This window comes from Barnesiella sp. An55, assembly GCF_002161555.1.
In the GTDB taxonomy this organism is placed as follows: domain Bacteria; phylum Bacteroidota; class Bacteroidia; order Bacteroidales; family Barnesiellaceae; genus Barnesiella; species Barnesiella merdipullorum.
This window is the reverse complement of the sequence record NZ_NFHZ01000010.1, coordinates 26,642-39,959: the sequence shown is the minus strand read 5'-3', so window position 1 is coordinate 39,959 and position 13,318 is coordinate 26,642. Positions and strand designations below refer to the sequence as shown.

Annotated in this window: 10 protein-coding genes; 6 read left to right on the top strand and 4 right to left on the bottom strand. The window is 55.4% G+C overall.

Annotated elements, in window-relative coordinates:
* Nucleotides 1-5 precede the first annotated feature (5 nt).
* On the top strand, nucleotides 6-1,031 hold the full coding sequence (locus tag B5G10_RS07545) for an FAD:protein FMN transferase (RefSeq protein WP_087424125.1): 1,026 nt from the start codon (nucleotides 6-8) through the stop codon (nucleotides 1,029-1,031).
* Nucleotides 1,032-1,060: 29 nt separating this feature from the next.
* A complete protein-coding gene (locus B5G10_RS07540) occupies nucleotides 1,061-1,507 on the top strand; it encodes a DUF1648 domain-containing protein (protein WP_087424124.1) in 447 nt (148 codons plus the stop codon).
* A 62-nt stretch (nucleotides 1,508-1,569) separates the two neighbouring features.
* Here the strand turns inward: B5G10_RS07540 and B5G10_RS07535 are convergent, their stop codons facing one another.
* A complete protein-coding gene (locus B5G10_RS07535) occupies nucleotides 1,570-2,616 on the bottom strand; it encodes a type I asparaginase (RefSeq protein WP_087424123.1) in 1,047 nt (348 codons plus the stop codon).
* Between the two features lie 580 nt (nucleotides 2,617-3,196).
* On the opposite strand from B5G10_RS07535, the gene thrA reads away from it, so the two are divergent.
* Both thrA and B5G10_RS07520 read left to right on the top strand, forming a co-directional pair.
* Nucleotides 3,197-5,632 (top strand): bifunctional aspartate kinase/homoserine dehydrogenase I, encoded by a 2,436-nt coding sequence (gene thrA, locus B5G10_RS07525; protein ID WP_087424121.1) that lies wholly within the window; start codon nucleotides 3,197-3,199, stop codon nucleotides 5,630-5,632.
* Nucleotides 5,633-5,647: 15 nt separating this feature from the next.
* Entirely contained in the window at nucleotides 5,648-6,871 is a 1,224-nt protein-coding gene (locus B5G10_RS07520; protein WP_087424120.1) for a cofactor-independent phosphoglycerate mutase, read from the top strand.
* A gap of 127 nt (nucleotides 6,872-6,998) precedes the next feature.
* Here the strand turns inward: B5G10_RS07520 and B5G10_RS07515 are convergent, their stop codons facing one another.
* The gene (locus B5G10_RS07515) at nucleotides 6,999-7,841 is read right to left on the bottom strand and encodes a class I SAM-dependent methyltransferase (RefSeq protein WP_087424119.1); all 843 of its coding nucleotides are present in this window, start codon (nucleotides 7,839-7,841) and stop codon (nucleotides 6,999-7,001) included.
* Between the two features lie 273 nt (nucleotides 7,842-8,114).
* On the opposite strand from B5G10_RS07515, the gene thrC reads away from it, so the two are divergent.
* Complete coding sequence (gene thrC / locus B5G10_RS07510; protein WP_087424118.1) at nucleotides 8,115-9,419, top strand: threonine synthase; 1,305 nt, start codon at nucleotides 8,115-8,117, stop codon at nucleotides 9,417-9,419.
* A 111-nt stretch (nucleotides 9,420-9,530) separates the two neighbouring features.
* On the opposite strand, the gene B5G10_RS07505 is transcribed toward thrC, so the two are convergent.
* The gene (locus tag B5G10_RS07505) at nucleotides 9,531-10,817 is read right to left on the bottom strand and encodes an O-acetylhomoserine aminocarboxypropyltransferase/cysteine synthase family protein (RefSeq protein ID WP_087424117.1); all 1,287 of its coding nucleotides are present in this window, start codon (nucleotides 10,815-10,817) and stop codon (nucleotides 9,531-9,533) included.
* A 179-nt stretch (nucleotides 10,818-10,996) separates the two neighbouring features.
* On the opposite strand from B5G10_RS07505, the gene B5G10_RS07500 reads away from it, so the two are divergent.
* Nucleotides 10,997-11,458, top strand: coding sequence for an Lrp/AsnC family transcriptional regulator (locus B5G10_RS07500; protein ID WP_087424116.1), 462 nt, complete (start codon nucleotides 10,997-10,999; stop codon nucleotides 11,456-11,458).
* A gap of 28 nt (nucleotides 11,459-11,486) precedes the next feature.
* Here B5G10_RS07500 and B5G10_RS07495 read toward each other — a convergent pair whose 3' ends face one another.
* On the bottom strand, nucleotides 11,487-13,289 hold the full coding sequence (locus tag B5G10_RS07495; protein ID WP_087424115.1) for a DNA polymerase III subunit gamma/tau: 1,803 nt from the start codon (nucleotides 13,287-13,289) through the stop codon (nucleotides 11,487-11,489).
* Nucleotides 13,290-13,318: the final 29 nt, after the last annotated feature.

Sequence of the window (13,318 nt, the reverse complement as noted above, 5' to 3'; positions counted from 1 at the left end):
CGGTTATGGATAGACGATATGCACGTTCGTGGGTAGCCGTGGTGCTTTTTCTGGTGGTCTTTTTTGTCGCCAGCACCATGCGCCGTTGCGACAAGGTGACTTACCAGTATGACGAGGGTCTCATCTTTGGTACCCTCTATCACATCACGTATAAATCGGACGAGTCGTTGGCCGAAGAGATTAAGCAGCAGTTGCTGCGGTTCGACGGCTCGCTGTCGCCCTTCAACGACACGTCGCTCATCACGCGGGTGAACCGGGGCGAACCGATCGAGACCGATGCGTGGTTCGAACGTGTGTTTGCCGCCTCGCAGCAGGTCTATCGCCGCACGGGCGGAGCTTTCGACCCCACGGTATCGCCGCTGGTCAATGCCTGGGGATTCGGGTTCAAGCAGGGGATATTCCCCGATTCGACTCAGGTCGATAGCCTGCTCTCTCACGTGGGGATGGACAAACTCTCGCTCAAGAATCACCATGTGGTCAAGAGCGACTCGGCCGTTACGCTCAACTTCTCGGCTATTGCCAAGGGTTATGCCTGTGATGTGATAGGTCAGCTGCTTGCCGACCGTGGCATCGACGACTATATGGTCGAGATCGGTGGCGAGGTGGTGGTGCGCGGCCGCAATTCCGAGGGGAAACCCTGGCGGGTGGGGGTGAACCGTCCTACGATCGAAGGGGGCGAAGCGGGTACCATCGAAGAGGTATTGCAGATGAGCGAGGGTGGCCTGGCCACCTCGGGCAACTATCGTAACTATCGCGTGGTCGATGGCAAACGCATTGCCCACACCATAGACCCGGTGACGGGCTATCCCGTGCAGCACTCGTTGTTGAGTGCTACGGTGTTGGCTCCCGACTGTATGACGGCCGACGCCTATGCCACGGCCTTCATGGTAATGGGGCTTGAGCGCAGCCGGGTATTGGTCGATTCGCTGCCGGGGGTAGAGGCGCTCTTCCTCTACCAGAACCCTACCGATACGGCTCGTATCGACTGCTGGGTGACTCCCGGTATGCAGAAACTGATTGTGAAGAGATAGAACAAACCCGATAGTAAACCGTGATTGTCATGAAACGATTCTGGAGTGAGGTACCGGCGCTGTTTTTCCTGCTCGCCGCATGGGTTGTAGGTGTGTGGATTCAGTTCGACAATCGGGCCGAAGTGCCCCTGCACTTTAACGCCCAGGGCGAAGTGGATCGCTGGGGCGATGCCTCGACCGCACTCTTGTTGCCTGCAATAGCCCTGGTGCTGTATGGGCTGCTCACCTGGTTGCAGCGTCACCCCAAGTGGTGCAACTATCCGGTCGAGATAACCGATGCGAACCGTGAGCCGGTCTATCGCCAGATGTCGCATATCGTTGGCCGCATCAAGACTTTGGTCATGTGTCTCTTCCTCTATATTACAATGGGTGTGGCGCAGATGGTGGCTGTCAGCCTCTTTCTGATTCTGATTTTTGCTTTGGCTATTCTTCTCATCATCGTGGCCGGCTGGATGACGATGGGCAAAGAGAGGTGAAGCGAAGGTGGGTTACACTTCGTTTCACACGTATATTCATCCCGATAAAACAGAATTGCTTTTTAGTTGTGCAGCGTGAGGGTAATCTCGCCGCTGAGCGAACAGTTCATGTTCTCCTTGACCACTTTCGAGGGGTACTTGTGCCCGAAGAGGAACATGAGTTTGGTGAGTACGGCCTCGGTCGTGCTGTCGTATCCGCTCACCACGCCGGCGTTCTCGAGCTTGCTGCCCGTGCCGTAGCGGCTCATCTGCACGGTGCCGCCCATGCACTGGCTCACATTGACAATGACGATGCCTTTGTCCACCGCCTCTTTGAGCAGGTTGAGGAACCACTCCTTGACCGGAGCATTGCCCGAGCCGAAGGTTTCGAGCACCACCCCTTTCAGTCCCGGAATCTCCAGGATGGAGCGCACGGTCTGTTCCGAGATGCCGGGGAATAGTTTCAGTACCACGATGTTGGTATTCATCAGGTAGTGGGGGCGCAGCGGTTTGTGGGTGACGCGGGCGATCTGGTTCTCGTCGTAGTGGATGTGCACGCCTACCTGGGCCAGCGGCGGGTAGTTGGTCGATACGAAGGCATTGAAACTCTCGGCGCTGATTTTGGTGGTGCGGTTGCCGCGCAACAGGTGGTTGCCGAAGAAGATGCACACCTCGGGTACCAGTGGTTCGCCGGCACTGTTTTTGGCGGCGGCGATTTCGATGGCGGTGATAAGATTCTCTTTACCGTCGGTGCGCAGCATGCCGATGGGCAGTTGCGAGCCGGTGAGGATAACGGGCTTGTTGAGGTTCTCGAGCATGAAGCTCAGGGCCGAAGCCGTGTAGGCCATTGTGTCGGTACCGTGCAGCACGACAAAGCCGTCGAACAGGTCGTAGTTGTCGGCAATGATGTGTACGAGTTTTACCCACGAGTCGGGTTCTATTTCGGAGGAATCGATGGGGGGTTCGAATTGCACGGTCGAGATGGAGAATCCGAGTTGTCGCAACTCGGGTACTTTGTCGAGGAGATGGTGAAAGTTGAACGGTTCGAGACTTCCCGTCTTGCTGTTCTCTACCATTCCGATGGTGCCACCGGTGTAGATGATAAGAACCGATGTTATATTTTCAGACATACACAATGGTTTTACAAAGTGGGGACAGGAGAGTGCCGGGATGTTCCCGATGCGATGCTGCTCCACGCTTGGAATCTCCTGTTTGGCTCTACAAAAATAGTCATTTGCGGGAGAAAATAACATTTTGCCGGGAAAAAACTTTGCGACTCTTTTCTCCCCGGTATCTTCTGTGGCAAAACGACAATTTCAAAATGCTGTTTAAATTCCCTCTGAAAATATAAAATTGTAAAAGAAATGGGAATCTTATAAATCATTTTGCGATTAATCTGCTGGAAAAATAAAAAAAAGATTACTTTTGCAAAACAAGAGATGTTTTTAATAATATCTGGCAGACCTCTCGCTGTCGGTGGCAGCCGAGGGTAGGCCCCCGAAAGAGACAACACCATGATCGAACTACTGCATATACTACTCGGTAATTGCATGACTGCAACAGGTACCACCCCTTAGGGGGGAGGATGTTGCTTTTTTGTTTCGATAGATATCGTTTCGATATCGTTTTTTTCAACCAATTTTTTTGAACGGGTGTAGCTCGCTTTTCCCAAGGAGGGGGGCGAGGCTGTGCCGATAGAATAGTGCAGATATGAAAGTATTGAAATTCGGAGGCACTTCGGTAGGTTCGGTCGAGAGCATGTCGAGTGTCAAACAGATAGTAGAACGTTGTCACGAACCGGTCATTGTTGTGGTATCGGCTTTGGGCGGAATCACCGACCGGCTTATCGAAACGGCCCGAGTGGCCGTGGAGGGCGGCGATGGGTACGAGAGTCTCTTCGGGGCTATTGTCGAGCGTCACAAGGCGATGGTGAGTCAAGCCGTCGAGGTGTCGCGGCAGGCAGAACTGCTGGCGCTCATCGATCCACTGCTGGGCGAGTTGGGCAATATCTTCAAGGGGGTATCGCTCATCAAAGATCTCTCGACCAAGACGCTCGACACGATTGTGAGTTATGGCGAGCGCCTTTCGTCGCTCATTGTGAGTAGGGTTATCGAGGGGGCGGTTCACTACGATGCCCGCTTCTTTATCAAGACCCGTCGCCAATATGGCAAACACATTGTCGATTTCGATGAGACCAACAAACTGGTGAAACGTTATTTTGCCGAGCTACCCCGGGTGGCGGTGGTTCCGGGCTTTATCGCTTCGGACCGCGCGACGGGCGACGTGACCAACCTGGGGCGGGGCGGGTCGGACTACACGGCGGCCATTCTGGCTACGGCGCTCGGGGCTTCGCAGCTCGAGATTTGGACCGATGTCGATGGCTTCATGACGGCCGACCCACGGGTAATCAATACGGCCTATGTGATTGAGCATTTGTCGTTTACCGAGGCGATGGAGCTGTGTAACTTCGGAGCGAAGGTCATTTATCCGCCCACGATTTATCCGGTGTTTCACAAGAATATTCCTATCTTAATCAAGAACACGTTCAATCCGTCGGCTCCCGGTACGCTCATCTCGGCCGACCATTCCCATATCGAAGGGAAGGCCATCAAGGGTATCTCGTCGATCAACGATACCTGCCTCATCACCCTCTCGGGTATGGGCATGGTGGGGGTGATTGGTATCAATTCGCGCATATTCCATCGGCTGGCCCAGTCGGGAATCAGTGTGTTTCTTGTGTCGCAGGCTTCGTCGGAGAACAATACGACGTTTGCCGTGCGCAACGCCGATGCCGATTTGGCCGTGCGGGTGCTGCGCGAGGAGTTCAAGGAGGAGATTGCCGTAGGCGAAATCAGCGGTATCGAGGCCGAGAAGGAGTTGGCTACCGTGGCCATCGTGGGCGAGAACATGAAGCATACCCCCGGCATTGCGGGCAAGCTGTTCAATGTGTTGGGCCGTAACGGTATCAACGTGATTGCCTGTGCCCAGGGGGCGTCGGAGACCAATATCTCGTTTGTCATTGCCCGCGACAGCCTGCGCAAGGCGCTCAATGTGATACACGACTCGTTCTTCCTCTCCGAGACCCAGGTGCTCAACCTTTTTATTGCCGGGGTGGGAACCGTGGGGCGCGACTTGCTGCGCCAGATTTGCAAGCAACAGCAGCGGTTGCTCGAGACCAAGGCTTTGCAGTTGCGGTTGGTGGGTATTGCCAATTCGCGCAAGTGTCTCTTCGACCGCGAGGGTATCGATATCGAGCAGAGTCTCGACCTGCTCGACCGTTGCGGCGAGCCGGCTTCGCCCCAGAAAATCAAAGACGAGATTGTCGAGATGAATATCTTCAACTCGGTTTTTGTCGATTGTACCGCCAGTGCCGATATTGCTGCGCTGTACCGGTCGCTGCTCGACCACAACGTGTCGGTGGTGGCATCGAACAAGATTGCGGCTTCGGGGTCGTATGACCTGTATCGGGAACTGAAGCAGACGGCCCGCAAGCGCGACGTGAAGTTCCTCTTCGAGACCAATGTGGGCGCGGGACTCCCGATTATCAATACCATCAACAACCTCATCAACAGTGGTGACAAGATACTCAAGATCGAGGCGGTTGTTTCGGGTACGCTCAACTATATCTTCAACGTGGTGAGTGCCGAGGTGCCGCTGAGCCGGGCTGTGCGTATGGCGCAGGAGGCGGGTTACAGCGAGCCCGACCCCCGCATCGACCTGTGCGGCCAGGATGTGATACGCAAGCTGGTGATTCTGGCTCGCGAGGCGGGTTATCGGGTGGAGCAGAGCGATGTGAAGCGACATCTCTTTATCCCCGAGTCGTATTTCACGGGGAGCCTCGACGACTTTTGGCGGTCGATTCCCGACTACGATGCGCAGTTCGAGGCGTATCGCCGGCAAGTGGCATCCCGGGGCAAGGTGTTGCGTTTTGTTGCCACACTCGACCACGGCGAGGTCGAAGTGGGTTTGCACGAGGTCGAGTCGGCCCACCCCTTCTATCACCTCGAGGGGAGCAACAACGTGATCTCGATTACTACCGAGCGCTACCGCGAGTATCCCATGGTGATCAAGGGCTACGGGGCCGGGGCCGAAGTGACGGCGGCCGGTGTCTTTGCCGATATTATAGGTATTGCCAACATTCGATAATAAACGACTTTTGTTATGAAACATATCATTGTACTGGGCGACGGTATGGCCGATGAGCCCATAGAACAACTGGGTGGACGCACTCCTTTGCAGGCGGCCCATACGCCAGCCATGGACTGGCTGGCTGCGCATGGACGTTGCGGCCGCCTCAAGACGGTGCCCGACGGGTATCACCCCGGGAGCGAAATTGCCAATCTGGCGGTACTGGGATATGACCTCGACCGGGTGTTCGAAGGGCGGGGCTCGCTCGAGGCCGCCAGTATGGGAATCGATATCGAGCCGGGCGAGATGGCCATGCGCTGTAACCTCGTGTGCATCGAGAACAGCCTCATCAAGAACCATTCGGCAGGTCATATCTCCACGGCCGAGGCGGCCGAGCTCATCGACTTCCTGCAACAGGAGTTGGGAGGCGGCGATGCCAATTTCTACCGGGGGGTATCGTATCGCCATCTGCTCAAACTCAAGGGGGGCGACAAGCGGGTCGATTGTACCCCGCCGCACGATGTGCCCGGTACCCCCTTCCGCGACGTGATGGTGCGACCGCTCGTGGCCGAGGCAGCTGCTACGGCCGACCGGCTGAACGACCTCATCGTGCGCTCGCAACAGATTCTGCCCTCGCACCCCGTGAACTTGAGGCGTGTGGCCGAGGGCAAAGACCCGGCCAACAGCATCTGGCCCTGGTCGCCGGGCTACAAGCCCAGCATGGAGACTCTGGCCCAGCGCTACGGCATACACAGTGGAGTGGTTATCTCGGCGGTCGATCTCATTCGGGGTATCGGCGTCTATGCCGGTTTGCAACCAATCGAGGTTGAGGGAGCGACCGGACTTTACAATACCAATTATGAGGGAAAGGTTCAGGCTGCAATCGATGCACTATCGACACATGATTTTGTGTATTTGCATATCGAGGCCAGTGACGAGGCGGGCCATGAAGGCGATGTAGAGCTGAAGCTCCGCACGGTCGAATATCTCGACCATCGGGTGTTGCAGCCCCTTATCGAAGCGGTCGCCCACATGGACGAGCCGGTGGCTATCGCTCTCTTGCCCGACCACCCCACGCCCTGTCGGGTGCGCACCCACACGGCGGCTCCCGTGCCGTTTGTGATCTATAAACCCGGTGAAACTCCCGATGCCGTGCAGGTATATGACGAGGACAGCGTTGCTGATGGCTATTATGGCACGTTGTCGGGCGATGCCTTTATCCGAGCCTTTTTTGCGGGGCCCGGTTCAGGAGAGTAGCCGTTGGGTTGTCGCGATCAATTAATCCTTGTAAAAGACAACTGCGCCGCGGTTTCTCTCGAAAAAGCCGCGGCGCATTAAGTTCTTACCTGATTGGTCCCTGCAATTTCGCAGGTAGATGATGTCCCTAAACGGTCTTCTCGATGACCAGCAGATCCTGAAAGTCGGGCGAAGTCTCTACTGTTCTCGACCAGCTGCCGTAGTAGATACCGCTCAAGTGCAAATGGTTGTCTGTAATCATCTGTTTGAGAAAGGTTTCGTCGAAGGCGATGTTGGCCTCTCGCACTTTCTCGTCGAGCAACGCATATCCCTCATGCTGATGGGAAAAATTGAAGTAGGATTTCCCGTCCTTCATCTGTTGCTTGATGATATCGTTGGTGAGGAAGAAGGTGGCGACACACTTGCCTCCAGGGGTTAGCACTCTTTCAATCTGAGCGAGATAATTGTTGACATCGGCGGGAAGCATGTGGGTGAATACCGAAGTGAGCACGACGCAGTCGTAGGTGTTATCGGGATAGGGAAAGATAAACTGGCTGGCTTGCTGCTCGGTATCCAGATTGTACAGGTCGTTTTTCAGGTCAACGTGCAGAAAGTGGAAATTGGGATAGTTGGGGGCAATGTGCTTGTTGCACCAGTCGATACCTTTTTTTACGATATCGAAACCGTCGTACCGGCCCTTGCTGTCGAGAAAGCGGGTGAGTGGCACTGCCAATCGTCCAATGCCGCAACCCACATCGAGAATATGACTTTGAGGAGTGATAGATCCATACTGTTGCAAGAGGTCGAGCAGTCGTTCTCCCTGTTCGCGGAAATCGCCCGATCCGATGAATATCAGTCCTTTGGGTGGAGTGAGCCGGTCTCTTTTACCGGTAATGCCATCGAAGCAGTCTATGGGCAGATAGCATATGCGCCGGGCCAAAAAGCGCATTTGAGGGGATAGTGCATAATAGATTTTTCGCAGTAGATTCATATTGGTTCTTTGGGAAAATCAATTTTATAATTATTGGCACGGGCAAAGATACGTATAGATTTTGGTAGAGAATAAATACTTAAAGGCTTTTTGTATAATGAAAGAAAACATTTGTTGGCTATTTTCAAGAATTAACGCTGCATATCGGGCGTAAAAAGAGAATCTTTTAAGTCTCTGTTCTCAAAAAAAATTTTACCTTTGTATCGGAGGCGAGAGAATTTCAACTCTCTTTTCTCCGTGGGTATATGACACGGAAAATAAGATAAAGACTCTATGCTATATTACAGTACGAACAAAAAAACTTCGCCGGTCTCGCTCCACGATGCAGTGGTGAGGGGATTGGCGTCGGATAAGGGGCTCTTTATGCCCGAGGTGATTCGCCGGTTTCCGCCGGCTTTTTACCAGAATATGAAGGAGATGACCCTGCGCGAAATCTCTTTCGTAGTGGCCGAGGCCTTCTTTGGCGAGGATGTCGAGGCCGACAAGTTGAAGGATATCGTTTACGATGCCCTCAACTTTGATATTCCTCTGGTGCAGGTGGCCGACAACCGGTATTGTCTGGAACTGTTCCACGGGCCCACGATGGCCTTCAAGGATGTGGGTGCCCGCTTCATGGCCCGGTTGCTTGCCTACTTCAACCGGCAGGAGACCCGCCAGGTCAATGTGCTGGTAGCTACCTCGGGCGATACCGGCAGTGCCGTGGCCAACGGTTTCCTCGACGTGCCCGGCGTGAAGGTCTTTGTGCTCTATCCGCAGGGTAAGGTGAGCGAGATACAGGAGAAACAGTTTACCACGCTGGGGCACAACATCACGGCCCTGGAGGTGAGCGGTACTTTTGACGATTGCCAGGCGTTGGTCAAGAGTGCCTTTATGGACCCCGAGCTGAATGAGAAGCTTTACCTCACCTCGGCCAACTCGATCAATGTGGCCCGTTTCCTGCCCCAGACTTTCTACTATTTCTATGCCTATGCTCAGTTGTGCGGTATGGTCGAGCATCCCGAGCAGGTGGTATTCAGTGTGCCCAGCGGCAACTTCGGTAACCTCACGGCCGGGCTTATTGCCAAGCGCATGGGGCTGCCCGTGAAACGTTTCATTGCCGCCAACAACCGCAACGATGTCTTTCTGCAATACCTGCGCACGGGAGTCTATACCCCGCGGCCCTCGATTGCCACCATTGCCAATGCCATGGATGTGGGCGACCCCAGCAACTTTGCCCGCATACTCGACTTGTATGGCCATTCACACGAGGCTATCTGTGCCGATATCAGCGGTATAAGCTATACCGACGACGAGATTCGTCGCACGTTGCACGATACCTTCCATCGCGAGAAGTACCTGCTCGATCCCCACGGGGCTTGCGGTTACCAGGCTTTGATCGATGGGCTGCAACCGGGCGAGACGGGTATCTGTCTGGGTACCGCTTCGCCAGCCAAGTTCCTCGATACCGTGAGCGGTGCCGTGGGCGAGACGATTGCCATGCCCGAGAAGTTGCGCAATTTCATGCAGGGCGAGAAGCAGAGTATCCTGATGCCTGTGGGCTTCAATGCCTTCAAGCACTTCCTGCTCAACCAGCAATAGAGAGACCGTTTCCTACTGTTGGAGAGTATTTGATAACACGAAACCGGCCGGGTGCCATTGGGCATCTGGCCGGTTTTGTTGTTCTGGGGTTGGGAGTCGCTCGGTGGCCGACTATACCTGGTCGAGCGCCTGCGACAGGTCGGCAATGAGGTCGTCGATGTGTTCGGTGCCGATCGAGAGGCGTATGGTACCGGGGTAGATGGCCTGTTCGGCTTTCTCGCGGTCGGTAAGCTGGGCGTGTGTGGTCGATGCCGGGTGGATGACCAGCGATTTCACGTCGGCCACGTTAGCCAGCAGGGAGAAGATTTCGAGGCTGTCGATGAAACGGTGAGCTTCGGCTTCACCACCTTTGATATCGAACGTGAATATCGAGCCGGCCCCGTGGGGGAAGTAGCGTTCGTAGAGGGCGTGGTCGGGGTGGTTGGGCAGAGCCGGGTGGTTGACTCGCTCGACTTTGGGGTGATGGGCCAGAAAATCGACTATCCGCAGGGCATTCTCGACGTGACGCTCGACGCGTAGCGAGAGGGTTTCGAGTCCTTGCAGCAGCAGGAAGGCGTTGAAGGGGCTGATGGCGGCACCGGTGTCGCGCAGAATCACGGCTCGGATGCGGGTGACGTAGGCGGCCGGGCCGGCCACGTCGGTAAAGCGGGCTCCGTGGTAGCTGGGGTCGGGTTCGCTCAGTTGGGGGAACTTGCCCGAGGCGGCCCAGTCGAAGCGTCCCGAGTCGATGATGAGTCCCCCCAGCGAGGTGCCATGCCCGCCGATGAATTTGGTGGCCGAGTGTACTACGATGTCGGCTCCGTGTTCGATGGGGCGGATGAGGTAGGGGGTGCCGAAGGTGTTGTCGATGACAAGGGGGATGCGGTGACGATGGGCTATCTCGGCCACGGCGTCGATATCGATGATGCCCGAATTGGGGTTGCCCAGAGTCTCGATGAAGAGGGCTTTGGTGTTGGGACGTATGGCCTGCTCGAAGTTCGACAGGTCGGCCGGATCGACAAAGGTGGTGGTCACGCCATAGGCCGGCAGGGTGTGATCGAGCAGGTTGTAGGTGCCACCGTAGATGGTGTTGGCGGCAACAATGTGGTCGCCCGCCACGGCCAGATTCTGGATGGCGTAGGTGACGGCAGCGGCTCCCGAGGCTACGGCCAGAGCGGCGACTCCTCCCTCGAGGGCGGCCATCCGTTGCTCGAGTACACTTTGGGTGGGATTGCCCAGGCGACCGTAGATGTTGCCCGGCTCTTTCAGGTCGAAGCGGGCGGCAGCGTGGGCCGAGTTGGCAAATACATAGGAGGTTGTTTGGTAGATGGGTACGGCGCGGGCGTCGGTGGCGGGATCGGGCTGCTCTTGTCCTACGTGGAGTTGCAGCGTTTCGAAATGCAATTTCTTCGGGTCCATATTCGGTTCTGTTTTTATCGATGGTGAATAAAATATTTGTACTGTACAAAACTACTTATTTGGAAAATAGGGAACAAGTAAATCGTATTATATAGAAAATATATCTATATTTGAGCAGATGTTGAGAATGAAACTGATTTTCTAATGCCCGGGAGTCGCCTCCCGGAGAATAGCTTTCTATGGAGATTCTGGATAAAACCGACTTGCAGATTCTGCGAGTCTTGCAAAACAATTCGCGCCTCACGACCAAGGAGCTGGCGGCACAGGTGCATCTGTCGCCCACCCCGGTATTCGAGCGAGTGAAGCGCCTCGAGGCCAACGGCTATATCAAGAAGTATGTGGCGGTGCTCGACCCCGGCAAACTCAACCGGGGATTCGTGGTCTTTTGCAGTGTGAAACTGCGCCGTCTCAACCGTGATATTGCTACCGAGTTTACTCGCATCGTGCGGGAGATACCTGAGGTGACCGAGTGTTACAACATCTCGGGCGACTATGACTATCTGCTCAAGATTCATGCCCCCGACATGAAATATTATCAGGAGTTTATCCTCAATGTGCTGGGGACTATCGAGAGCATGGGTTCGCTCATGAGTACTTTTGTGATGGACGAGGTGAAGCACGAGTACGGTATTCCGCTGTGAGGTATGGGGATACCGGGCGGTTGCGGCGTCAGGCGATTTCGAGGTCGAAGGTGTCGTAGAGGTTTTTGATGTCGGGGTTCTTCTCGATCATCTTTTTCAACACATCCTTGGGGCTGAAGATAATCTCTTTCTCTCCCGGCTGGTTGATGCGCAGTTGCATGGAAAACTGGTTGTTCTTGAGCGCATTTTGCAGGAAAGACATGAGTTCGTGAAAGTGCTCGTTGATGCAGTTGACCTGAATTTGTGAATCGACCGAGACGATAAACGTGCGAGGATCGAGCAGCTTGGGGCGGCAGCTCTGCATGGTATTGACGAGCACCACCTCGGTAGGTATGGTTTGGGTATAGGCGAGCCACGCCGTGTTGAGAGCCTCTTCGGTGAAGGGGGTATCGAGTACGACCTGTTTTGCAGCGGCCTGTTCTTCGTGAGTGGCTTCGGCCGGTTTCTGGTGAATGGAGATGCGCATGGGTGCGGCCTTTCGCGATTGGGCCGATTGGGCCGGAGCTGCCGGTTTGGGCGAAGGGGGCACGGGGCGTATCGTGGCCTGCCGGTATGTAGCCTGAGGCTCGGCTGTTTGGGGAGCCTGAGTTTGTGTTTGCACAGCACTTTGTGCATGAGCTTGCTGTTGTTGCGGTTGGGCCTGGGGGCGCGGTTGAGCGGCCGGAGCCGATTGTACCGAACCCGGTGCGGCCGGTGTTATCTTTTGTAGCGGAGGTTCCTGGGTGGGGATGCTGACCGGGTTTAGAATCTGGCAGATTTGTATCAGGGTCAGCTCCACCAGGAATTGCTTGTTGTTGCTGATGCGGTAGTCGAGGTCGCAGCGGTTGCTCAGCTCCATGGCCCGATAGAGGAAGGCGAGCGAGCATTTTTGCGCCTGTCCGCCATAGCGTTGGGCCACCGAGGCACTCACCTCGAGCAGAGGCAGGGTGGAGGGGTCTTTGCACACCAACAGGTCGCGCAGGTGACGGCTGAGGCCACCGATGAAGAACTGCCCTTCGAAGCCGTGGTCGCGCACCTCTTTGAAAATGAGTAGAGCCTGGGGTACGTTGCCCTGCAGAAAGGCATCGACCAGGCGGAAGTAGTATTCGTAGTCGAGTACGTTGAGGTTCTCGATAACCGCCTGGTAGGTGATGTGTCCGCCGGTGAAGCTCACCACCTGGTCGAATATCGAGAGGGCGTCGCGCATACCGCCGTCGGCCTTTTGGGCGATGACGTTGAGCGCTTCGGGCTCGGCGGTGATACCCTCTTGTGAGGCGACGTATTGCAGGTGCTCGGCAATGTCGGCCGTGGTGATGCGCTGGAAGTCATAGACCTGGCAGCGCGAGAGGATGGTGGGGAGAATCTTGTGCTTCTCGGTCGTAGCCAGGATGAAGATGGCGTGGTGCGGCGGCTCCTCGAGAGTCTTGAGAAAGGCGTTGAAAGCCGATGGCGAAAGCATGTGCACCTCGTCGATGATGAATACCTTGTATTGCCCGATTTGGGGCGGTATTCTCACCTGGTCGATGAGGGCGCGGATATCGTCCACCGAGTTGTTCGAGGCGGCATCGAGCTCGATGATGTTGTAGGAGCGTTGCTCGTTGAAGGCGCGGCACGACTCACACTCGTTGCAGGCTTCGCCTGTCTCGGTGGGGTGGAAACAGTTGATTGTCTTGGCAAAGATGCGGGCACATGAGGTCTTGCCCACACCGCGGGGCCCGCAGAAGAGGTAGGCATGGGCGAGTTTTTTCGCGTCGATGGCGTTTTTGAGGGTCTGGGTAAGTGCCTTTTGACCTACGACCGAGCGAAATGTCGAGGGCCTGTATTTTCGTGCCGAAACAATATAGTTGTCCATATCGAATATTCAAGTTCTGTTTTATGCTT